Annotated in this window: 20 protein-coding genes; 9 read left to right on the top strand and 11 right to left on the bottom strand. The window is 63.4% G+C overall.

Annotated elements, in window-relative coordinates; translation table 11 throughout:
* The first annotated feature begins 22 nt into the window (after window positions 1-22).
* From PRtIB026_RS13385 to PRtIB026_RS13375, 3 genes are read left to right on the top strand one after another with little or no spacing between them, the layout of a single operon-like run.
* A complete protein-coding gene (locus PRtIB026_RS13385; RefSeq protein ID WP_203647209.1) occupies window positions 23-1,498 on the top strand; it encodes a mannitol dehydrogenase family protein in 1,476 nt (491 codons plus the stop codon).
* Between the two features lie 16 nt (window positions 1,499-1,514).
* Window positions 1,515-3,005 carry a xylulokinase gene (gene xylB / locus PRtIB026_RS13380; RefSeq protein WP_203647210.1) on the top strand — a complete coding sequence of 497 codons (1,491 nt, stop codon included), beginning with the start codon at window positions 1,515-1,517 and terminating at the stop codon, window positions 3,003-3,005.
* Between the two features lie 41 nt (window positions 3,006-3,046).
* On the top strand, window positions 3,047-3,994 hold the full coding sequence (locus PRtIB026_RS13375) for a carbohydrate kinase family protein (RefSeq protein WP_203652671.1): 948 nt from the start codon (window positions 3,047-3,049) through the stop codon (window positions 3,992-3,994).
* Window positions 3,995-4,058: 64 nt separating this feature from the next.
* Here PRtIB026_RS13375 and PRtIB026_RS13370 read toward each other — a convergent pair whose 3' ends face one another.
* The 10 genes from PRtIB026_RS13370 to PRtIB026_RS13325 form a co-directional block, all read right to left on the bottom strand.
* A complete protein-coding gene (locus tag PRtIB026_RS13370) occupies window positions 4,059-4,472 on the bottom strand; it encodes a hypothetical protein (RefSeq protein WP_203647211.1) in 414 nt (137 codons plus the stop codon).
* On the bottom strand, window positions 4,473-6,251 hold the full coding sequence (locus PRtIB026_RS13365) for an FAD-dependent oxidoreductase (protein ID WP_267813889.1): 1,779 nt from the start codon (window positions 6,249-6,251) through the stop codon (window positions 4,473-4,475). It lies immediately after the preceding gene.
* Window positions 6,252-6,292: 41 nt separating this feature from the next.
* Window positions 6,293-7,084 carry an SDR family NAD(P)-dependent oxidoreductase gene (locus PRtIB026_RS13360; protein ID WP_203647217.1) on the bottom strand — a complete coding sequence of 264 codons (792 nt, stop codon included), beginning with the start codon at window positions 7,082-7,084 and terminating at the stop codon, window positions 6,293-6,295.
* Window positions 7,081-8,850: an FAD-dependent oxidoreductase gene (locus tag PRtIB026_RS13355; protein WP_203647219.1), complete on the bottom strand. Its 1,770-nt coding sequence runs from the start codon at window positions 8,848-8,850 to the stop codon at window positions 7,081-7,083. The genes PRtIB026_RS13360 and PRtIB026_RS13355 overlap by 4 nt, the downstream gene beginning before the upstream one ends.
* 57 nt (window positions 8,851-8,907) lie before the next feature.
* The gene (locus PRtIB026_RS13350; RefSeq protein WP_203647221.1) at window positions 8,908-10,326 is read right to left on the bottom strand and encodes a 3-deoxy-7-phosphoheptulonate synthase class II; all 1,419 of its coding nucleotides are present in this window, start codon (window positions 10,324-10,326) and stop codon (window positions 8,908-8,910) included.
* 41 nt (window positions 10,327-10,367) lie between these two features.
* Window positions 10,368-10,967 (bottom strand): chorismate--pyruvate lyase family protein, encoded by a 600-nt coding sequence (locus PRtIB026_RS13345; protein WP_203647223.1) that lies wholly within the window; start codon window positions 10,965-10,967, stop codon window positions 10,368-10,370.
* A 36-nt stretch (window positions 10,968-11,003) separates the two neighbouring features.
* Window positions 11,004-12,239 carry an FAD-dependent monooxygenase gene (locus PRtIB026_RS13340; protein ID WP_267813918.1) on the bottom strand — a complete coding sequence of 412 codons (1,236 nt, stop codon included), beginning with the start codon at window positions 12,237-12,239 and terminating at the stop codon, window positions 11,004-11,006.
* Window positions 12,240-12,607: 368 nt separating this feature from the next.
* Window positions 12,608-13,531: a LysR substrate-binding domain-containing protein gene (locus PRtIB026_RS13335; protein ID WP_203647229.1), complete on the bottom strand. Its 924-nt coding sequence runs from the start codon at window positions 13,529-13,531 to the stop codon at window positions 12,608-12,610.
* Between the two features lie 155 nt (window positions 13,532-13,686).
* Window positions 13,687-14,631, bottom strand: coding sequence for an LLM class oxidoreductase (locus tag PRtIB026_RS13330; RefSeq protein ID WP_203652672.1), 945 nt, complete (start codon window positions 14,629-14,631; stop codon window positions 13,687-13,689).
* 47 nt (window positions 14,632-14,678) lie between these two features.
* Window positions 14,679-15,917 (bottom strand): MFS transporter, encoded by a 1,239-nt coding sequence (locus tag PRtIB026_RS13325; RefSeq protein ID WP_420713664.1) that lies wholly within the window; start codon window positions 15,915-15,917, stop codon window positions 14,679-14,681.
* A 392-nt stretch (window positions 15,918-16,309) separates the two neighbouring features.
* Between PRtIB026_RS13325 and PRtIB026_RS13320 the strand changes: the two genes are divergently transcribed.
* Both PRtIB026_RS13320 and PRtIB026_RS13315 read left to right on the top strand, forming a co-directional pair.
* The gene (locus tag PRtIB026_RS13320) at window positions 16,310-16,732 is read left to right on the top strand and encodes a hypothetical protein (RefSeq protein ID WP_203647231.1); all 423 of its coding nucleotides are present in this window, start codon (window positions 16,310-16,312) and stop codon (window positions 16,730-16,732) included.
* A 71-nt stretch (window positions 16,733-16,803) separates the two neighbouring features.
* Complete coding sequence (locus PRtIB026_RS13315) at window positions 16,804-18,627, top strand: hypothetical protein (protein WP_203647232.1); 1,824 nt, start codon at window positions 16,804-16,806, stop codon at window positions 18,625-18,627.
* A gap of 100 nt (window positions 18,628-18,727) precedes the next feature.
* Here the strand turns inward: PRtIB026_RS13315 and PRtIB026_RS13310 are convergent, their stop codons facing one another.
* Window positions 18,728-18,937: a hypothetical protein gene (locus tag PRtIB026_RS13310; protein WP_203647233.1), complete on the bottom strand. Its 210-nt coding sequence runs from the start codon at window positions 18,935-18,937 to the stop codon at window positions 18,728-18,730.
* 191 nt (window positions 18,938-19,128) lie between these two features.
* Between PRtIB026_RS13310 and hxsD the strand changes: the two genes are divergently transcribed.
* The 4 genes from hxsD to hxsA are packed head-to-tail and all read left to right on the top strand — an operon-like array spanning window position 19,129 to window position 22,752.
* Window positions 19,129-19,428 (top strand): His-Xaa-Ser system protein HxsD, encoded by a 300-nt coding sequence (hxsD, locus tag PRtIB026_RS13305; protein ID WP_203647234.1) that lies wholly within the window; start codon window positions 19,129-19,131, stop codon window positions 19,426-19,428.
* Window positions 19,425-20,912 carry a His-Xaa-Ser system radical SAM maturase HxsB gene (hxsB, locus tag PRtIB026_RS13300; protein ID WP_203647235.1) on the top strand — a complete coding sequence of 496 codons (1,488 nt, stop codon included), beginning with the start codon at window positions 19,425-19,427 and terminating at the stop codon, window positions 20,910-20,912. Before hxsD ends, hxsB begins: the two co-directional genes overlap by 4 nt.
* A gap of 5 nt (window positions 20,913-20,917) precedes the next feature.
* Window positions 20,918-22,147, top strand: a complete 1,230-nt coding sequence (gene hxsC / locus PRtIB026_RS13295) for a His-Xaa-Ser system radical SAM maturase HxsC (RefSeq protein WP_203647236.1) — start codon at window positions 20,918-20,920, stop codon at window positions 22,145-22,147.
* Complete coding sequence (hxsA, locus tag PRtIB026_RS13290) at window positions 22,144-22,752, top strand: His-Xaa-Ser repeat protein HxsA (RefSeq protein WP_203647237.1); 609 nt, start codon at window positions 22,144-22,146, stop codon at window positions 22,750-22,752. Before hxsC ends, hxsA begins: the two co-directional genes overlap by 4 nt.
* The last annotated feature ends 196 nt before the right edge of the window (window positions 22,753-22,948 follow it).

The following is a 22,948-nucleotide window of genomic DNA, read 5'->3' as shown; positions in this document are numbered from 1 at the left end:
ACCTCCAAAGGGATGCTCCAGGATGAAATTGAACCACCCCAACCTCACCCAATTGCCCCCCTCCGTCGCCCGCCCCAGCTACGACCCAACCCAATTGCGCCAGGGCATCGCCCACATCGGCGTAGGCGGCTTCCACCGCGCCCACCAGGCCGCCTACACCGACGCCCTGATGAACTGCGGCGAAGGCCTCGACTGGGCCATCTGCGGCATCGGCTTGCGCAGTGAAGACCGCGCCATGCGCGACGCCCTGGCCGGCCAGGACCACCTCTACACCCTGTTCGAACTGGGCGACCAGCCCGACACCAAGGTACGCGCAATCGCCGCCATCAACGGCATGCTGCTGGCCGAGGACGGCGCCGAACCGCTGCTCGCCAAACTGGCCGAACCCGGCATCCGCATCGTCTCGCTGACCATCACCGAAGGCGGCTACTGCATCGACGACAGCACCGGCGAGTTCCGCGCCGACCTGCCGCAGATTCAACATGACCTGGCCAACCCACAAACCCCTCAAAGCGTGTTCGGCTACCTCTGCGAAGCCCTGCGCCGCCGCCGCGAAGCCGGCACCGGCCCGTTCACCGTGATGTCCTGCGACAACCTCCCGCACAACGGCGACGTCGCCCGCAAGGCCTTGCTGGCCTTCGCCCAACGCCTCGACCCCGACCTAGCCGACTGGATCGCCAGCCACGTCAGCTTCCCCAACGCCATGGTCGACCGCATCACCCCGATGACCAGCCCCGCCCACCGCCAGCAACTGCGTGAGCGCCACGGCGTCGACGATGCCTGGCCGGTGGTGTGCGAGCCGTTTTTGCAATGGGTGGTGGAAGACAACTTCGTCGCCGGCCGCCCGGCCTGGGAAAAGGTCGGCGTGCAGTTCACCCGCGACGTCACGCCCTATGAAGAAATGAAAATCAAGCTGCTCAACGGCAGCCACCTGGCCCTCACCTACCTGGGCTTCCTGCAGGGTTACCGCTTCGTCCACGAAACCCTCGCCGACCCGCTGCTGCGCCGCTACATGCACGCCTTCATGGACCAGGACGTAACCCCGCAACTGGCCCCGGTACCGGGTATTGATCTTGAGCGCTACAAGCAAAGCCTCAGCGAACGCTTCGCCAACCGCGCCATCGCCGACCAGCTGGAGCGCGTGTGCTCCGACGGCTCGTCGAAGTTCCCCAAGTTCATCGTGCCCACCGCCAACCGCCTGATCGCCGACGGCAAGCCGCTGGAGCGCGTGGCCCTGGTGGTGGCCGCCTGGGCCCTGTACCTGCGCGGCGAAGACGAGCACGGCACCCGCTACAGCATCCCCGACCCCCGCGCCGCCGACTGCCAGGCCCGGGTGGTGCAGCGCGACGGCCTGGCCGCCCGGGTACTGGGCGACGAGGCGATCTTCGGTAGCGCCATCCCTGCGTCCAAGGCTTTTGTCAGCGCCTTCGAGCGCCTGTACGACAGCTTGCGCGAAGTCGGCGTGAGTGAAACCCTGCGCCAGGTCCTCGGCGACTGACACGGAGTGTTTCGAAATGGACGGATTGTTCCTCGGCATCGACTGCGGCACCCAGGGCACCAAGGCCCTGGTGCTGGACGCCGGCAACGGCCAGGTGCTCGGACTGGGCAGCGCCGCCCATGCGCCGCCCCAAGGCCGCGATGGCAGGCGCGAGCAGGCCCCCGCCGACTGGCTGGAGGCCCTGCGTGCGGCGGTGTCCGCTGCCTTGCGAGAAGCCGGTGTGGATGGCCAGGCGATCCGCGCACTGGCAGTGTCCGGCCAGCAGCACGGCCTGGTGATGCTCGACGCCCAGGGCCAGGTGCTGCGCCCGGCCAAGCTCTGGTGCGACACCGAGAGCGCGCCCGAGAACCAGACACTGCTCGATGCCCTCGGCGGCGCCCAAGGCTCGCTCGAACGCCTCGGGTTGGTGATCGCGCCGGGCTATACCCTGTCCAAATTACTGTGGACCAAGCGCCAACACCCCGAGCTGTTCGCCTGCCTCGCCCATGTCCTGCTGCCCCACGACTACCTGAACTACTGGCTGACCGGTCGCGCCTGCACGGAGCCCGGCGACGCCTCCGGCACCGGCTATTACGATGTGCGCCGACGGACCTGGGCGCCCGATGTCCTTCAGCACATCGAGCCGGGCGAGCGTCTTTTGGCGGCGCTGCCTGAGTTGGTCGAATCCGGCGATTGCATCGGCACCCTGCGCGAACAGATCGCCACTGCACTCGGCCTGAGCCCACAGACCTGGGTGGCCACGGGCGGCGGCGACAACATGCTCGGCGCCATCGGCACCGGCAATATCGCCCCCGGCATGATCACCCTGAGCCTCGGCACCTCCGGCACCCTGGCCGCCTACGCCGACCAACCCCACGTCAGCGCCCAGGGCGAAGTGGCGACCTTCTGCGCCTCCAGCGGCGGCTGGCTGCCGTTGATCTGCACCATGAACCTCACCAGCGCCTGCGCCCTGGTGCGCGACCTGCTGGAGCTCGACCTCGACCGTTTCACCGCCCTCGCCACCCAAGCCCCGATCGGCGCCGACGGCCTGCTGATGCTGCCCTTCTTCAATGGCGAGCGCGTGCCCGCCTTGCCCGAAGCAACGGCCTGCCTGCATGGCATGACCAGCGCCAACCTGACCCGCGCCAACCTCTGCCGCGCCGTGCTCGAAGGCACCTGCTTCAGCCTGCGTTACGGCCTCGACCTGCTGCGCGCCAGCGGCCTGCCAGGCAGCGAGATCCGCCTGGTCGGCGGCGCGGCGAAAAGCCCGCTGTGGCGCCAGACACTGGCCGACCTGCTCGGCCTGCCGGTGGTATGCCCCCAACAGACCGAAGCCGCCGCCCTGGGCGCCGCGATCCAGGCCGCCTGGAGCCTCGGTCGCCAACTGGGCCAGGGCGACAGCCTCGAAACCCTGTGCAAACGCTGCGTCGCCCTCGACGAAAGCACCCGAACCCTGCCCCGCCCGGCGCAACAGGCCGAGTACGAAGCCGCCTATCAACGCTACCGGGAGCAACTGCCCGCGCGCTGAGTGCGGGTATCCTTCCCTTGTCTTTCGTTCTGGAGAACTGCATGTACCTGGTGTGTGGCGAGGCCCTGTTCGATGTCTTCAGCGTGGAAAACAGCAGCCGCAGCAGCGAGCTGGGGTTTACCGCGATTGCCGGCGGATCGCCGTTCAACGTGGCCGTCGGCCTGCGCCGGTTGGGCGTGGCGTCGGCGTTGTTTGGCGGGTTGTCCAGCGACTACCTCGGTGCCCGGCTACGCCGGGTGCTGGACGAGGAACGGGTGGACTGCCGCTACGTGGTGACCAGCGATGCGCCGACCACCCTGGCCATGGTCGGGCTGGATGCCAATGGCTCGGCGCAGTATCAGTTTCGCGGTGAAGGCTGTGCGGACCGGCAGGTGACGCTGGCGCATCTGCCGGAGCTGGATGAGCGTGTGCGGGGGTTGCATGTGGGCTCCTACACCCTGGTGGTGAAGCCCGTGGCCGATACCCTGATGACGCTGGTAGAGCGCGAGCGGGACCGGCGGCTGATCAGCCTGGATCCGAATGTGCGGCTTGATCCGCAACCGGATGTAGCGCTGTGGCGGCGGCAGGTGGAGGCTTTTGCCGGCCATGCGCATGTGATCAAGGCCAGTGAGGAAGACATCGCCTTGCTCTATCCGGGGCGGGAGACTCGTGATGTGGCGCGAGGCTGGCTTAACGAACGCTGCCGGTTGGTTTTTGTCACTCACGGTGCTGACGGTGCCAGTGTGCATTGCGCACAGGGTTCATGGCAGCGCCCGGCGGATACCTCATTGCCGGTACACGACACCGTTGGCGCCGGTGACACCTTCCAAGCCGCCGTGCTCGCCCACCTGGCTCGCCTCGGTGCAGACAGCCCGGCCGGTGTGGCGAAGCTCACCCATGAAACCATTGATGCAATCCTCGCCTACGCGATCCGTGCCGCCGCGATCACCTGCTCACGGGCAGGCCCGGATCTGCCTTTCGAACGCGAACTGCCGCCCATGCGCTCATGATGCCAGCAGCCTGGGCTGGCCCCGCGATGAGGCACGCCCAGGCTGTCCATGAGCGCCAGCGCTCTCAGTTGTTCGGTGCGCCACTGGCGATCCAGGCCTGCACGGCCTGGATCAGCTGGGTGTCGGCTTGCGCCTGACCGAAAGGCATCGCCACACCCTTGCCCCCCACCGACAACTGGTCGCCTGTGAGTTTGTGCAGCAGATAGCTGGCCTGCGGATCGCCGGGCATGACACGCTTGAGCGTGCTTTGTACCGAAGCGATGCCCACCAGCTGCCGATAGGCGCTACCGCGCTGCAACACCAGATCTTCCGGGGCCGAACCCTGCAGATGGCAAGACACGCAATAGGTGTCGAGCATGGGCTGGATGGTCTTCCTGAAACTCGGCACCTCGTCGGCCAGCACCGGCGAGGCAGACGTCACCAGTGCACACAGCCATGCCACGCGCCAACGCCGCGCGCAAACGCCGATGCCGTCCATTCATGCCTCCCTGATCGGCTCGCGGGCCGCGTGGTCGCCGGCCAGGCGACCGAACGTCATGGCCGTGCCAAGGGTCGCCCCCGCCGCCCAGTAGGTATCGTGGGCGGGGCTGGCGATGCAGTTGCCGGCACCATACAGGCCAGGGATGGGCTGGTCATCGTAGCCGAGCACACGGCCATGGCTGTCGATTACCGGACCGCCATTGGTATCCAGCGTCACCGGGCACATGATGATCGCGTAGTACGGCCCCTTGCCCGCCAGCGGAAACATGGTGAAGTTTTCCTTTTCGTTGGCCGGGTGGCGCGGGTCCTTGCGCGGGGGGCTGGGGTAGAAATACATGTAGTCGCGGTCGTAGGCGAACTTGCCGCGCTGGTGGTCCTCGTCGCTGCCGCTCTCGGCGAAGCGGTTGAAACGCGCCAAGGTCTCCTTCATCTGCGTGGCGAAGCCCGGGTCCAGGCGCAAGCCACCAGTGTGACTGGCCAGCGAGGCCAGGCGTTCATCGAGGGCCTTGGCCAGCTCGGCGAAAGTCTCGCCGCGCAGCACATAACGCTCGGTGGTACCCGGCGCCGGAATGGGGGGATGACCGGCAAACAGGTCGGCCGTGCGCTGGTCGTAGACCATGAACATCAGCAGGTTGGGATAGCTGGCGGTGCTTGGGTCCCAGGTGAAATGAACCTTCGAGCGGTCATGGTAGTTGCGCTTCTCGTTGACCACGCGACGCCCGTAGCGGTTGACCAGGATCATGCTGTCGCCTGGCGGTACCCAGATTTCCCGAGGTACGCTGGGGAAGGCGATGGCTTCCTCGAGCAGGGTCTGGGCACGCCAGGCGCCACCCATGTTGCCCAGCTGTGCACCGATGGCACCGCCGATGCGGATGAAATCGCCCGTGCAGGTGGGGATGCCGCAGCCACCGAACACCGGGTTGACCTGATACTGGGCGCGCAACTGGCGGTTGGCGGTATAGCCGCCCGTACCGAAGACGACCCCTCGGCGCGCGCGCAGCAGCACCTGGCGTGGCTCGTCGTTGTCGTCCAGGGTGGACACCTGCAGGCCAATGACTTCGCCACGGGCGTTGGTCAGCAGGCGTTCGGCGCTGCTGGCCAGGCGCACCGGGATTGCGCGGCTGTCGAGCGCGCCACGCAGTTGGCGCATGAGCTCCGCTCCCAGGCCGAGACTGTTGTCCGGCTGCTTCGGCCCCAGCGCCCGGCCGCGCAGGCCAATCGAGCCGGCGATGACGTCACCGTAGTCGGGCTGGTCAGGCACATCGTCCGGGAAGATCGAGTAACGCATCGACTGCAGCGCATTCATCTGCGCGAGCTTGTCGATGGTCGGCGACGCTTCGCGATAGAAGGTGCGCATCAGCTCATACGTGGCTTGCGGGATGCCCAGGGTGGGGTGATCCGGGTTGAACAGCTGGGGGTAGCTGTAGCGGGCCATGTAGGCCAGGCAGGCGGCCTCGCTGTCCGCAAGTCCCTTGGCCTTCATGTGGAAGTTGTCGGGAATCCAGTAGGCGCCGCCCGACTTGGCCGAGGTGCCACCGAAGAACGGAGCTTTCTCCAGCACCACGACCTTGGCACCGGCCTCATGGGCAAACAGTGCGGCGCTGACACCGGCGGCACCACTGCCGACGACGATGACATCGAACTCCTCGTGCCACTGCGGGGATTGTGGCGTGGCCGCCCGGGCGCTGGCGGCCATGCCCAGGGAGGAGACGGCGGCACCGGCGGCGCTGGCCTTGAGCAGCGAGCGCCGGGAAATACGCGAAGCATTCTTGGACATGCGGGTTGTTCCTTGATTCGAGAGCTGCGACGGGAGCGCGATCAGAAGCAGGCGCGTACCACACCACCGTCCACGCGCAGGGCGGATCCATTGATCGAGGCGGCCTGCTCGCTGCAGACGAAGGCCACCGCCGAGCCGATCTCGGCCGGCTCCTGGAAGCGCTGGATCAGCGAGCTGGGGCGCAGGGTGCGGAAGTATTCCTCGGTGAAGGCTTCCAGGTTGCCGCCGCCCAGGCCCTGGACGAAATCGCGCACACCGTCGGTCAGGGTCGGTCCGGGCAGCACGGAGTTGACCGTGACACCGGTGGCGGCGCAGGTCTCGGCCAGGCCGCGGGCAATGGCCAGCTGGGCGGTCTTGGTCATGCCATAGTGGATCATTTCCCTGGGAATCTGGATGGCGCTTTCACTGCTGATGAACACGATCCGCCCCCAGTTGCGCTGCTTCATGCCGGCCAGGTACTGACGCGACAGACGCACTCCGCTTAGCACGTTGATGTCGAAGATCTCCTGCCATTGCTCGTCGCTGATCTCGTCGAACTCGGCGGCTCCGTACACCCCCAGGTTGTTGACCACGATGTCGACCTGAGGATGCGCCTGGTGCAGGCGCTGCACCGCATCGGCACGACTGAGGTCCGCAACGAACGGGATCAGTTCGGCCTGGTGCTCGCCGACGCGTTGGCGAAGGCCGGCAATGGCGGTATGCACGGCATCGGCGTCACGGCCATTGATGATCACGTTGACGCCTTCGGCATACAGTGCCTCGGCAATGGCCAGGCCGATGCCTTTGCTCGATCCGGAGACGACGGCCAGGCGGGGTTGACTGAACAGTTTCATGCAAGCTCCTTGTGCAGGTGTTCGTGAGTGCTGTGGGTGCGCGCCGTGGGCAGGAGTTGCTCGAGCACCTGCGCCAGTACCTGGCGCGGCGTCCCTTCGGCCTTGGCGGCCCAGGCGACATGGCCGTCCGGGCGGACCAGGGCCAGGTCGGTGTCGGTGAAGCCCACGCGGTTACGCAGGTCGAAGTAGATATCGTCGAAGCCGTCGGCTGCGCTCAGGCGCAGCCCGTGCAGGGGTATGCCGCGCGCTCGGGCCAGCTCGCCCGCCGCCTCGACCCAGGCACCTGCCTGACTGCCGGCAATCAGGGTGAAGCGGCCCTTGCCCAGCAGGGCCAGGGTCGACACGCGCTCGCCCCGACGCGTCACCCAGGCATGGGGGAAGCGTGCGCCGGCGACCACCTGCGAATGGTAGGCGCCCGCCAGCTCGTCGAGCGGTTCGGGCGGCGCGTCGGCCGCTTCGAGGATGGCGGCGGAGCGATAACGCAGATTGCTTTCCACCCCGAGACAGTTGAACTCGTAGTTCTTCTGCCAGATGGCCTGGGCCAGCCGCTCACGGACCTGAGCACCGCCGACGTCGTCAGCGAATACCGCCTGCAGGTCCAGCTGCCCCTGCTGGCCGTCCGGCTCGAGCACCGCCAGCAGCTCACGGGTCTGACCGATGCTGCGGATCGCCCGGGTGACGATCTGACGGCCGATCGGCGCACGCTCATCACTGTAGCTGTGAAGCAGGCGTGGAGCGGCGATGCCCTTGAGCACGTAGGCAAGCTTCCAGGCCAGGTTGTAGGCGTCCTGGATCGAGGTGTTCGAGCCCAGGCCGTTGTTCGGTGGATGCCGGTGCACCGAGTCGCCGGCACAGAACACTCGCCCACTGGCGTACTCGGTGGCATAGGCGCGGTTGACGGTCCAGGTGGAAATCGAGCTGATGTCCGGCTCGACATCGTCGGTCCCCAGGACCTTGCGAATGATGTCCGCCGCTTCGGCATTGCCCAGGCGCGGGGCCGGCTGGTTGATGTCGTAGCTCCAGACGCACAGCCATTCATTCCACGGGCGCACCATGCGCAGCAGGCCGACCCCCAGCCCGCCGATACGGGCTTCCGGGTTGAGCATCCAGAAAAGGGCGCTGGGGCGGTGGGCGACGTAGCGGCTGAGGTCGGCCTTGAACAGGATGTTGATGCTGCCGGCCAGGCCCATCTCGCCTGACATCGGTAGCCCGATGGCTTCGGCCACACGACTGCGGCCGCCATCGGCACCGATCAGGTACTTGGCGCGAATGGCGAACTGCTCGCCGGTCAGGTGGTCGAGCACCTGGGCCGTGACGCCCTCCTCGTCCTGCTCGAGCGAGAGGAACTCGCTGCTGAAACGGATTTTCGCCCCGGCCTTGACCGCGTTGGCCACCAGCACCGGCTCCAGGAAATTCTGCGGGATATCGCAGATTTCGTGGGGGCTGGTGAGGCGGTATTCCGACAGACGCTCGGGGGCCGCGCCCCAGGAGCGGATGCGTCCGATCTCGCGTCCGGTCAGCGACTCGCAGAGGATGCTGTCACCGATCAGGTGATTGGGCACGGCATCGCGCAGTGCTTCCTCGACCACTCCGGCGTCGTCGAGGATCTCCATGGTGCGCTGGTTCATGATGTGCGCGCGTGGGGTATCGGCCAGCCAGGGGTATTTGGTCACCACCAGGGTCTGGATACCGTGGCGGGCGAGAAACAGCGCGGCCGAGGCGCCGGCCGGGCCGCTGCCGATGACGAGGACTTCGGTTTCAATCATGGTCTCTTCCTTGAACGTGTGGGCACTGCCCGCACGCGACAGGCTTCAGGGGCGTGGTCAAGCGAACTTCTGTGCCAGGCGCAGGGCCAGTTCCAGCGATTGCTCACGATTCAGGCGTGGATCCACGCTGCTGCGGTAGTTGCGCGGCAGGTCGGCTTCGGTGAGGTTGCCCGCGCCGCCCAGGCATTCGGTGACGGCTTCGCCGGACATCTCCAGATGCACGCCACCCAGGTGACTGCCGTGGGCGGCATGCAACTCGGCGGCCTGTTCCAGCTCGGCGAGAATGTGCTCGAAGTAGCGGGTCTTGTAGCCGTTGCCGAGACTGCAGGTATTGCCGTGCATCGGGTCACACACCCACAACACGCGACGTCCCTCGCGACGCACCGCGTCGATCAGCGCAGGCAAGGCGTTGCCAATGGTTTGTGCGCCCATGCGGGTGATCAGGGTGAGACGGCCAGGTTCGTCGTCCGGATTGAGGCGTTCGATCAGGCGTAGCAACTGGTCGCTGCCGGTTGCCGGCCCAACCTTGACCGCGATCGGGTTTTCGATGCCGCGCAGGTATTCGACATGGGCCCCCTCGAGGTCGGCGGTACGCACACCGATCCACGGGAAGTGGGTCGACAGGTTGAACCAGCCATGATGGGACGGCACATAGTGCGTCAGTGCCTGTTCATAGGGCAGCAGCAGGGCCTCATGGGAGATATGCAGGTGCGCCGATGGCTCGCTGCCGCCACCCTCCTGGCGCAAGGCCTCGAGCAGTTGCAAGGCTTCGCGCAGGGAGCCCAGCAAGCGTTCCTGGGCATCGGCCCGGGGGCTCTGGCGCAGCCAGTCGAAGGCCCAGCGCGACGGCTGGTACAGGTCGGCAAAGCCTTTGCGCATCAGCGCGCGGGCCAGGTTCAGGGTCAGTGCCGAGCGGGCATGGGCCTGCAGCATGCGCTGCGGATCGGGTTCGCGCGCACTGGCTTCGAAACGGTGCCCGTTGACGATATCGCCGCGGTACACCGGCAGTTCGACGCCATCGATGCATTCGCTGTCGGCCGAGCGTGGCTTGGCATACTGGCCTGCCAGACGCCCGACACGGATGATCGGGCGACGCAGGCCATGGGTCAGCAGCAGCCCCATTTGCTCCATATGTTCCAGGCGCGTGTGTATCGCCGCGCCGGTGCAGTCCTCGAAGCGTTCGGCACAATCGCCGCCTTGCAGCAGGAACAGCTTGCCTTCCTGGGCTCGCGCCAGCGCCTGCTTGAGCTGGACCACTTCCTCGGCCATGACCAGCGCCGGCTGCCGGGCGAGCTCCTCCAGGGCCTGCTCCATGGCCTGGCGGTCGGCATAGCGGGGTTGCTGCAGGGCGACCCGTTGTTGCCACGACGCCGGTGACCAGTCGGGATCACGGCGTGGTTCAGCGATATCGGCAGTGAACGGCACCGTTGCGCTGCGCGAAGGAGGAACAGCGTCTTGCAGATTCAGAGAAACCATGGGGATCCTGCTCTCAAGTTGGGTGGACGAAGGCACTGCACTCACAGATGTTGCGTCAGCGCTCCGGCAGGCCGGGCAAGGGGCCGTGCAGCGGGAGACGGGGCACGGCCCTCGTGGTGCCAGAAGCCTGACAGGAAGCACTCGGCAATCAGCAGCGGCGCGCCGTGACGGTGGAACAGCGAGCGTCGCGCCAGCCAAGGACCGCTGTCGTCAAGGCAGCGCGACAGCCTGCCCAAGGGCTCGTCCAGGGCCAGCACGCCCCATTCGAACGGCCCTCGGACGATGTCCGGGTCCTGATACAGCATCATGCCCAGAGGCTGGGAGCCGTAACCGTCAAGCACCGCCCAGCCCTGGTCGAGGGCACCGAGCGGAGCGATGCTGCGCGCCAGCACACAGGGGCGTTGATCAAGGCGCATCAGCACCGTGCGCACCCACAGCGGGGTGCCGGCGGCGATGCCCAACGCCTGGGCATCGGCGAAGCAGGCCTGGGTCGGGTACTGATCGATCAGCTCGAGGCGATATTGGCCCAGCGCCTTGAGGTGCAGGGTCAGCGAGCCGGGCAGGAACAGCCAGTGGCATTGTTCGGTGGAAAGCCAGGGCAAGGGCGCACGCTGCCACTGGGTGCACGAGTCGGTGTTCATCACTTGAATCCCTTCAAGAGGCGCGCAAGGCGGTGGTCAGGCGCAGGTAGTCCGTGGAGTGTTCGTCTGGGTCACGCTGGCATAGTCCGGCAAGGCCAGGCGGCGGGCTTCGGCAAAACTCATCAAGGCGTCGAAGTCGGCGAACGGCAGGCCATCGGCACGCCGGTCGGCCTCGTGGATCAGTGCGTCGGGCAGCTCTTCGCGGTCGCCGAGCACGATGGCCGAGGTCAGCGGTTTGCGCTGGGCCTCGTACTGCTGCAGGGCCTGCTCCAGTGAATCGCCGCTGGCCAGTGCCTCTGCCAGGCAGTGGGCATCGAGAATGGCCTGGCCGGCACCGTTGGAGCCCACCGGCACCATGGGGTGCGCGGCGTCGCCGATCAGGGTGATGCGCCCCACCGTCCAGCGTGGCAGCGGATCGCGGTCGGCCATCGGTGTCTGGATGATCGGCTGGTTGCTGCGCATGAGCAATTGCGGGATGTCCAGCCAGTCGAAACTGCGCGAAGCGAAGAAACGCGCCAGGTCCTCGAGGCGGTCGGGGGCGAACTCCGGGTCGTGCTCGAACAGCGCACGGTCCAGTTCGGCGACCCAGTTGATCAGTTGCTCGCCACGCTCGTTGACCTGGTCGCGAATGGGGTAGATCACCAGCTTGCCATGTGCTGGCACACCGATGCGCACCATGCTGGCACCGCTCAGGAACGGCGGCGCCACCGTCACCCCGCGCCACATGTGCACGGCCCGATCGACCGGGGCCAGGTGCTCGCCGAACAGGCTGCGACAGACCTGCGAACGCACGCCGTCCGCACCGATCAGCGCACTGCAGTGCACCTGGACCAGGGGGGCCTGCGGCCCTTGGGAAAAGGTGGCGATCACACCCTGGTCATCCTGGACGACATCGCGCAGCGTGTGCCCGGTCAGCAGGAAGTCGGCGCCCAGGCGTTGGCGGGCGGCGTCCAGCAGGGTCTGCTGAAGCACCCCGCGGTGAATGGACAGCTGCGGCACCGAGTGACCGTTGCGCAGCCCCAGCGGCAGGCTGTGCAGGCGTTGGCCATATCGGTTGAAGAACACCATCTCCTGGGTGGTGACGGCATTTTCCTGCAACTTTTCCAACAAGCCAAGTTCGGCAAACACTTTCATCGCATAGGGCTGAAGGTTCAAACCTACGCCCAGCGGCTCAATGGTTTTTGCCGACTCGTAAACTTTTACCCGGAAGCCTTTTTTATGCAGTGAGAGTGCGAGCGTAAGCCCTGCTATCCCCGCGCCGACAATAATCATTTGATTCATGACGTGCTCTACGCGCTGTATGGAGTTTAAGTATTGAATTGTTCTATTTGTTCCCAGGAATCCTAGCATGTGCATTTTTTTATAATCAAGGCGTTGATTTCAGTTGTTTATTCCAGTGATTTTTGAATATTTTTCCACAATTTAGGCGTTTCCAGGCCGGCCGTTGCGGAAACGACAAAACTGTTTCAATTTTCAGGCAACAATTGGAAATACAACCAAATGAGAACGCAATGAGCAGCACACACACTCAATTGCAGGCGCGGGAAAAGTGACTGAAGAGTCAGCGATAACAGGCGGGCACAAAAAAGCCAGCGGCATAACTTAAAGTTCTGGGCGCCGGCAGTAATGAAATAATTGAATTAATTATGATCGAGGAACAAGGGCGTCAAATGCCGGGAAAGAAAGCGCAGCATGATGTCGACCTTGGGCAGCAGTTGCCGGCTGCGTGGCCAGATGAGGTGTACCGGCAGCCCGGGTGTCGAGAGGTGCGGCATGATTTCCACCAGATCACCGCGCTGCAGTTCGTCGCGGATCATCCAGGTCGCCAGCTGCGATATGCCATAGCCGCCCTTCACCGCCTGCACCTGGGCCTCGCCGCTGCCGACGATGATCCTGCCATTCATGGTGCGCCGTTCGATCTGGCCATCGGGGCCACTGAACATCCAGGGGCTGACACTGCCATCGGCGCGGCCATACATCACGCAGTCGAACTGGTCGAGTTCATGTCCGTGCTGGATGTTCAGATGCTGGCGCAGGTACTGCGGCGCCCCGCAGAAGATCAGGCGCTCCTGGCCGATCTGCTGGTGCGCCAGCAAGTTCGACAGCTGGTCGACACTGCCAATGCGCACCGCCAGGTCGATCCCCTCCTCTATCACATCGACGAAGCGGTCGGTGAACGAGGCATGCAGGCGCAAGCGTGGATTGTGCTCGGTGAAGTTCAGCAGCAACGGCAGCACATGTTGCTTGCCGAAGGTCACCGGCACATCGATGCGCAGGCGTCCGGCCGGTTCCTGGCGCTCTGCGGCCAGGACCGTCTCGGCCTCCTCCAGCTCGGCCAGGATACGTGCGCAGGTACGATAGAAGGCCTCGCCCGTGTCGGTCAGGGAAAGGCTGCGGGTCGTGCGCTCGAACAGTCGGGTGCCCAGCCGGCCTTCAAGGCGGGCAACCCCCTTGCTCACAGCCGAAGTCGAAAGGTTGAGTTGCGCGGCGGCGGCGGTGAAGCTGCCGGCGTCCGCAGTGGTGACGAAAACTTCGATGCCTTTGAGGTGCTCGGTAAGCCTCATTGAAAATCCTTTTACTGCCGCGCCCGCGATGGGCGCACACGCTTCATGCGTAGATTGCGAGGGGCTCGCCATCCGCCCTGCGAGGGCGGACAGCGTAGTGACGGCGGTCAGGGTAGCAGCAAGCGCAACAGGTCGAAACCGAACTGCCCTCCTCGTCAGGCGAACTGGGGCAGCACATGCTCGGCGAGTTCATCCAGAACCGCCTGTACAGGGCGTCGACTGATGCGCAGGTTCAGGGCGATGTGCGAAACGCCCTGCTCGCGCTGGCGCAGCCAGAGATCGAGCAGGGCCTGCCGTCCGCCACGCAGCCCCCGCCCCGCTCGCAAGGGTGCGCCCGGGTCCTGCTCCAGATCGAAGAACGCGCCGTAGCCATACGGCTTGAACTGCCCCGGCTCCTGGCAGGCGCGCCATTGCTCGAGGACCCAGGGCAAGGCCTGGGCATCGCTCTGGTGCCAGATCCAGCCATCGGTGTGCTGGGCCAGCCAGGAAAGCTCCTGACCGCAGCGACCCACGGCCAACGTTGGCAACCTGCCAGTAACCGGTTTGGGGACCAGGTCCAGGGTGCCGTCCAGCGTGCCATGGAAGTGCGAGTAATGCACCGGGTAGTCCTGGCTCACCACGCTCTGCAGCATCTGGTAGGCATCCCGGTAGCGCTCGGCACGCTGCTGGTAGTCCACGCCGAACGCCGGGTACTCGCTGGGTCGGTCGCCTGTGGACAAGCCCAGCAGGAAACGCCCTTGCAGCAGCTGGTCGACACTGCAGGCCTGCTTGGCGACCAGCAGCGGGTTGCGCAAGGCCAGGATGATCCCGGCAGTACCAATGGCGATGCGCTGGGTATGCGCCGCCAGCCAGCCGGCATAGACCATCGGATCATGGACCTGGGCGACGTCCCCGAAATCCGGGTCGTGAAACGGCACGTCGCGCAACCAGATGGCGGAAAAGCCCAGGGCCTCGGCATGCTGTACCAGCTGCAGGTGCTGGCGCAGCGGTGGAACGGCACTGTCGGGATAGGCCTCCAGCGGCGCGATCAGGCCGAAGGTCAGTTGCCCCGGGCGGAACACCCGGGCATACGCAGGGTGAGCAGCCAACGCAGCGTCCATTCCAGGGTACGCCGGCGTGCCGTGGGCCGGCAGGGTGTGCGGCGCGGTCATCGGCGCAGCGTCCCGGCGCGCTCGAGGCCCGCATCGGTGGCGCGGCGCTCCTTGAACTGCACCAGCAGCAGGCAGATCACCGCGGCGGCCAGGGCAATCGTGGCGGCGATGTAGCCGAGGCTGGCCAGGCCGGTCTGCTCGATGCTGTAGCCCCCGATGATGGCACCCAGGCCGATGCCGGCGTTGGCGGCAGAGACGTTCAGGGTGCCGGCAAGGGCCTGGGCGTGGCTGGCGGCTTTCATCACGCGTACCTGGCACACCGGATACAGCGCGGTGTAGGCGATGCCCCAGACGGTCAGCGCCACCGCCAGGCCGACATACGAACCGGCCAGGGGAATGCTCATGGACATGCCTGCGGCCAGGATCAACACGAACACCGCCGTGGCGCCCAGCGGGTTGCGGTCGACGAAGTGACCGCCTAGCCAGTTGCCAACCAGGCCGATGGCACCAAAGCCCATCAGCCACCAGCCCACTGCCACCGGCGCGATACCGGCCAGGCGTTCGAGCATGTCAGCCAGGTAGGTGTAGGCGGTGAACATGGCGGTAAACACCACCACCGAGAGCACGATGTTGCCGATGAAGCGGCCATCGCGCAGGATGCGCATCTGCTGGCCGATGCTGCTGCGCTCCGGACGGGCCAGGGTCGGCATGTACAGCGCGAGCAACAGCAGCATCAGCAGCGACAGCGCGGACAGCCCCCAGAACGCGCCACGCCAGCCGATCAGGTTGGCGAACACCGTGCCCAGCGGGATACCGAACAGCGTGGCCGCAGCGATGCCCAGGTAGACCTGGGCGACGGCGCGACCGGCCCGATCGGGGCCAACCAGTTGGCTGGCCGTTTCACTGGCCGTGCCCCAGAACACCGGCAACAGCAGTGCCGGGATGAACCGGGCAATGCACAGCACCCAGATGTTCGGTGCCACGGCCGCCAGGGCGTTGGAGGCGGCGAAAATCAGCATGATCACCATGAACAGCCGCTTGCGCTCGAAATGGGCCAGGGCGGCAGTCAGGGGCGGGCCGAACAGCATCACGGTAAAGGCGAACAGCGTCACCAACTGGCCGGCGGCGGAAATGGAAATGTCCAGGTCCCGAGCGAGTGCCGGCAGCAGCCCGATGATCAGAAATTCGGTGGTGACGATCACGAAGGCGGCGATGGCCAGCAGCGTGATAGAGAAGGCGCTGTGTCGCGACCCCGAAGCGGACGTGGGAGACGAAGTGGCGTGTGTCATGGCAATGCGATCCAGGCAAGGTAGATCGCGCTAGTCTAGGAAAGCAAAAAATTCCTATCTCGGGTAATTATTCCTCTGATTGTTGCCCCAATTTCCACAATCTCCCTTGCCCTTGTGCAAACCTGAGCCACGCAGCACTTGCTGACCGATCACCCCAGCCAAAGCCGAACAGGGCGGCCATCCTGAGGCGGAGGATTCGTGCGGATGCCGCTCGTAGACATCATTCACTACCCTCCGCGCGCATGTATGACATCTGCTACAGCCTGCGCTATCGACGCCGATTGCAGTTGCAGGGTCTCCCTGGATCGTTACACGGGTAAGTCCAAAGGATGATGCCATTCGGACATCAAGCCACGCTAATCTAGGAAGACGGCCAGCGAACAACAAGGAGTAACGCCATGCAGCACATTACCCAGGTCGATAACACTCTCTGGGCACTGATCAGCCGCTTGCAGGGCACGGAGCTGCAAACGCCCTCCAACGCCAGCAATACCCATTTCAGAATCACGTCGGTCAACAACGACCAGGTAGAGGTGGTAACCGGCGCCAATAACAGCTCGGTCACCCTGCCCCGTACGGCTTTCCAACAAACGCTGGATTATCTTGCCGCTAATCATCACTTCGGCGAGGCACGCGCTGTCGAGATCCGCTCCAACCGCAAGCCTGAGGACGCCGGCCCGCTCTGCCACGCCGCTCGTCGCCAACCTGATGGTCGTCCAGGCACCGTCGTCATCACCTACATCCTGCCGATACTGGAACACTGCCAAGCTGTCGCCATTCAGCGCGACGTCAGGCCGACCAGCACCTGGCTGGTGCCTTGAGCCCACCCAAATTTGCATGGGGGCACCCGCTCCCTTTACCCGATACACCGTTCAAAAGGTAAGGACACACGATGGCAACCTCAGGAATCGATTGCGACGACGACCTGTTCACCAGCCTCATCAGCGCCACGCCCGAAGAAGTGGACATTCTGGTGGACATCATCACCGACTTCTCCCGGGGCCGCGCCGGCCTGGATGCGGACATCAAGAAACAACTGGTACAGGCCAAGCACAGCTCGCGACCGGCGGGCTACAGCGAGCAGCAGCTCGACCTGCTGGGCCATGAGCTGCAGCAGTTCGGCGGGCATTCGGCAATGAACCTGGCCCGTCGCCTGTTGAAGAAATCGGCGGTGCCCTACGCCGAGATCGTCAACGACGTTTACCAGAAGCTTAACGGCAGCGGCGCAACCAGCGTGGCGGACAAGGAACGCCAGATCGCCCTGGCGCTGTTCGGTGCAGGCTGGCGGGAGCTGCCGGACAGCGAGCGTTTCGAGCGGGCCACCAGCACCAAGGTACTGACCGGGCTGTTCAAGCTCGAAGAGGCTCTGCCCAAAGGGGCCGCCAGCATGATCGGCCTCTCCGCCTCGCGCAGCGCGGCACTGTTCACCATGGCCGCGACCACCGGATTGCGCCTGAACCCCTTTGGCGCTGCCTTCACGGCCGGCGTGGGCCTGCATAGCAGCGTGGCTGAAGCCTACCGCGTGACCGTGCCTTTCGTTGCCCAGATGGGCTGGATCCGCCTGCGTCGGGAAGCACCCGCCACGCCCCCGGCCACACGCCCCGATGCCCAGCCAGTGGTCACCACCTCCCCGACCACGGCCGACCTGGTGATCCAGGACGGCCAGGGCGGCACATTGCTCAAGCTCAACGTCGTGCAACGCCCACCCGCAGGTACCCACCGCCCACTGCCAACTGACCGGATCAGTGCGCTCAACCCGCTGCTGGCCAATGTGCCCGGCCTGGCCGCCATGGGCGAGCTGGCCAGCGGCAACTACGTGGTGTGCAGCCTGCCATTCGAGACACTGACCAAGAACGCCAACGGCGACGGCAGCGTCCGGGCCTTCGTGCGTACCGGCGGCAAGATCAGTGAACAGGCCAGCCTTTCGTTGCCTGAAGACCTGCAGAACGTGCTGCTCAGTGGCGCGGTGTGGAACGCGGTGTCCTCGGCGGTGGGCCAGAAACACCTGCACGACATCAACGAGAAGCTGGATGCCATCAAGCGTCAACTGGATGCCGTGCAGCACGATCTGGACGAAAAGCAGTGGGAAAAGCTGACCGGGATGTTCGAGTACACCCAAGGCGTGCTCGATCACTATCAGCAAGAAGGCATCGACAGCACTGCCCGCCAGACACTGGAAAATCACCATAGCCAGATCACCTCCCTGGCCCAGTACTTCGCTCGCAAGATGAACGAAGAACTGAAGCGCGCCCAGGATGTGCAGGCAGACAAACTGTTCGGTGTGGACAGCACCCGCCAGGCATTGCAGGACAGCCTGACGAAGATGGAGGGTTGGGTCAGCGGTTACCTGCAAACCGCACAGCTGCAGGTGGTCAGTTGTGCCTTGCGCTACCTGGCCGAACCACTGCAACGCTATCGCGCCCAGGCGGCCAAGGCTCTCGAAAGCCTCGGCCAGCTAGAGGAAATCGGCAACCAGAGCCGGAGCATCTACAACTCGCAGATGGAACTGACCAGCTCACGCATGTTCAGCCTCGACGCCTCCCTGAAACAAAGCTTCACGGCGCAACTGGACGGCCTGACCAGCGTCTTGGCCCAAGGCCCGCAGGACACCCAGCAACTGCAGCAGTCGCTGTTCGATCAAGGGGAGCGTCAGGTACTGCTGCGTTATGAGAACGGACAGATCGCCGAAGCCCAACTACTGGAGCGGGCAATCTGAGGGCGACCAACGTAGCCTTTGGTGTAAGCGAAACGGAGGATGGCACAGGCAGGACCGGGGTGCGCGAGGGTGCAGAAGTGTTCTGCTGACTCTCGTACTCTCAACCTTCGAACAGCACGGTGCGCTTGCGATTCGCTTGTGCCCGTGCCCGAAGACCAGCAATGCGACTCAGCAACGATGCAGGGATGGGCTGGAGACGTTCCGGGTTCTCGGTAATGTCCGTGTGCACAAGCTCAAGAATGGCCTTTTGGGCCTCCTGCGCTTCGCATTCGATGGCCAGAAGAGCCACGTTCACCCTTGATTTTGACATGTTTTGCTCCTTCATCCGAACCATGCGACGACTGCCGCATGTGCGGTCTGATCAGATGAATGCTACAGCAGAATCGTTTACGGCAAATCAAGAGCGAGCCACCGTTACAAATGTAAAAAAATATGATGGCACTATGCCTCGTTAGTCGGCAAAATCCACACGTTCCCAACGGATTTGAAGGACCAGTTCCAATGACATGGCCAGTCATTCTGAAACTCGACAACGCAGCCTATTCCCTCAGCGTGGTGCAACGAACCGCTTACGCCTTGGCTGACACAGTCGCGATTCAGATCGGCATTGAAGCTGACCAGATCAGCCTCACTGCGTTCCCAGCTAAAACGAAAGTCATGCTGCCTCAGGAGCAGGCACATTCGCTGATCCTCCAGCATTTAAATGACTTTGCCCTACGTGATCACATCAACCGTGAGACCGCTGGGTTGCGTGAGGTGCTGGCTCGGACAGCGCTTGCGGGATGCGGAGCTTCGCGGTGACACTGATTGCCACCGACGCTAACGGCTACCGTCTGCTGCCCTTTCGCTTCATGCGCCTGAACACCGCAAATGACCGCGACATTTTGCTCACCTCCGATACAGGCGAGTATCTGCACGTGGACGACGCGCAGTTGCGGGCCCTCAGTTACTTCGACATAGAAGCAGGCACACCTTTTTACAAGGACCTGCTAGCTCGCCATTTCATCTACGAACCGACACGCCACGATCCTTTTCCCGAAATGGCGGCGCAATATCGCAGCCGCAAGGACTTTCTTTTCCAGGGCCCGGCACTGCACTTGTTCGTTGTAACGCTACGCTGCAACCACACCTGCCAGTACTGCCAAGTTTCACGAGCACCGCTGGGTGGCTCGGGCCATGACTTATCGGAAGCGGATGCACTCGCTGCCGTTGATCGCTTGTTCGAATCGAACGCTCCCGCGCTGACGGTAGAGTTCCAGGGCGGCGAGCCACTTCTGGCCTTCGAACGTGTACGCCAGATTGTCGAATGGGTAGCTACACGAAACCTGGTCGAGCAACGGGATATTCAGTTCGTCATAACCACAACGCTGCACCACCTAACAGACGAAATACTCGACTTCGCAAAACAACACCGCATCCAGTTCTCGACTTCCCTCGATGGACCGGCGCCCTTGCACAATGCCAACCGCCCGACGCCTTCACGAGACTCTTACGAGCGCACCGTGGAAGGCATCAAACGGGTCCGCGAGCATCTTGGGCACGACGCAGTCTCCGCGCTGACAACGTTGACCTCTCGAAGCCTTGAACAGCCTGAAGCTATCATCGACGAGTATGTAAAGCAGGGCTTTTCCAGCATTTCACTTCGACCGCTCAGCCCTTACGGGTTTGCTTCCAAGAGTGCACATCGCCTTGACTATCCGATTGAGCAGTACCTGACCTTCTACACGAGGGCGCTGGCCTATCTGCTGAAGATCAACCAGCAAGGGACCTACCTGTCGGAGAGCTACACCAGCTTGCTGCTGAAGAACATCCTGACGCCCTTCTCATCCGGCTATGTCGACCTGCGCTCACCCGCCGGCGCGGGTACAGCGGCGCTGGTCTACAACTATGACGGTTACGTCTACCCGTCGGACGAGGCTCGGATGCTGCTGGAGATGGGCGAAGACGGTTTAAGGTTGGGCACAGTCCAGCAACCCTTGTCAGAACTTTTGTCCTCACCCGTAATGGAGGCGCTGCTTGCCAGTGGCGTCGCGGAGGCATTGCCGGGCTGTTCGGATTGCGCACTGGTTCCCTACTGCGGCGCAGACCCGGTCGAGCATTATGCTCGCCAAGGTGATCCGATCGGACACCGGATGTTCAGCAGTTTCTGCAAGAAGAACATGGGGCTGTTAAAGCACTTGTTCGCCTTGCTACGCGACGGAGATAACAACGTTCAAAGGGTACTGCTGTCCTGGTTGAACAGGCGCTCATACAGCGATGTTCGCTTCCCAGGCTACAGGGGCTAAGGGCGATGCTGCGCAAAGATACCCACTTCGAAATTCAATACCTGAATGAACCAAAGCTGCTCAAGGTCATCACCCTGAATGAGTTCATTGAGCAAGGAGTCGCCGTTTGCGCCGGTACCGCGCAATTCAATGATTTGCTGCTCTGGTTACCCAACGAAGATCTTGAACGAAATCCACATCTGATTTCATTGCCAGTGGGCGGCTTCCTGACCCCAGAGGCACTCACTAGCCCCTTCGACAACGGCAGGCTGCACCTGCATTCCCCCAAGGATCCGGATGTCGTTCAACCTGGCGATGTCATTGCCATTACCCCTGGCAATGCATTGGTAAGAGTGCTCTATCGACGCGGGTCAGACAGTAACCTGCTGTTCATGACGGATCGTTGCAACAGCCTCTGCCTGATGTGCTCGCAACCGCCTAAAGATATCGATGACCGCTGGCATATCGAGGAAAACCTTCGACTGATCGACCTGATGGATGCAGGCGAGGAAAACCTGGGGATCAGCGGCGGAGAGCCCACACTTTATCGTGATGGCCTGCTTGAGATTCTGGCCAAGTGCAAAACCGTTTTGCCACAGAAGTCCGTACACGTGCTCAGCAATGGACGGCTGTTCAAAGATCCGAGCTGGATTGCAGCCCTCGCGGCCCTAGGCCACCCCCAGCTGAGCTGGGGCATTCCGCTGTATGCCGACAACGCAGTCGACCATGACCATGTAGTTCAGGCCCCGGGCGCCTTCAGCGAAACCGTGCAAGGACTCTATAACCTCGCACGCGCTAACCAGATCATTGAGATACGCGTGGTACTCAGTCGCCTGACCACACCACGCTTGCCTGAATTAGCCCATTACGTGTTCAGGAACCTCCCCTTCGTACGGCACGTTGCGTTGATGGGTATCGAAAGTACTGGTCTGGCCAGAAAGCACTACGAGGAGTTGTGGATTGACCCGCTGGATTATCAAGAGGCATTGAGCCAAACCGCCTATTTCCTCTTCAACCGTGGGATGCCGGTTTCGATCTACAACCTGCCCTTGTGTTTGATCCCACCCCACCTCTCACGATTCGCCCGCCAGAGTATCTCCGACTGGAAAAACCTGTTCATCGATACCTGTCAGCAATGCGCTGCCGTCAAACATTGCTCAGGGTTCTTCAAATCCCACACTGACCGCTGGCAGAGCCGCGGCGTACGACAACTATCGACCGAGGCCTTTAGCGCCTATGCAAGGAGTGCACAGTGAAATTGCTTGACCGCTGGAAAATCCTGATCAGTGGCATCACCTTGTTGCCGATGGCTGGTACCACATTGGCACAGGCGGGCCATACACCGCTTGCCGATGCGAACTGGCAACCGAACGACAAGCTGCAGCCTCCAGTCTTTGCCGATACGCTAAATGCCCCAGATGCAGTGAACATTTATGCGGCACATCGCTCGCACAGCTCACATCGGTCCCATAGCTCCCACAGTTCCCATTACAGCGGGTCTGGTGGCTATAGCGCGCCTCGCTACTACAGCCCGCCCGCAACCAGCACACGAAGCTACAGTGCGCCGAGCACTTCGCACAGTACTTCAAGCAGCAATAGCCTTTATCAGTCGTCCGGCACTACTACCGGGGCTAGCCCGGGTACGTCAAAGACCCGCGCAACCAACGAACAGAAAAGCAACCTGGTCAAGCGCGTACAGACTGCACTTATGGTTCGCCAGTACTATCAAGGCACAATTGATGGGGTCATGGGCAAGGCTACTCGTGGCGCGTTAATGGCTTTCCAAATGGATAGTGCACTGACCGTGAATGGCAGGATGGATACACCCACCCTCAACTCCCTGGGGATCAAGATTCCATAAATTTGGTCAGGGTAAGAGTCCACCGCGAACTCGCTCTAGCAACAGGCGAGTCCCAATGTAAGCCGTTCGCGAAAGGTTTTGATTACTGCGCCTAAGTGATAAAGGCGCTTGGCCATTAGCACAAGCGCCCTAATCGACCCAGCTCCCCCAGCGCTCGTATAGTCCCTTCTGGATTACATAAATCGGGAAAGGACTC

It is taken from the genome of Pseudomonas sp. RtIB026, assembly GCF_016861355.2.
GTDB classification, from domain to species: domain Bacteria; phylum Pseudomonadota; class Gammaproteobacteria; order Pseudomonadales; family Pseudomonadaceae; genus Aquipseudomonas; species Aquipseudomonas peradeniyensis.
Note: the sequence above shows the minus strand (reverse complement) of the source record. Positions and strands in the feature narration are given on the sequence as shown.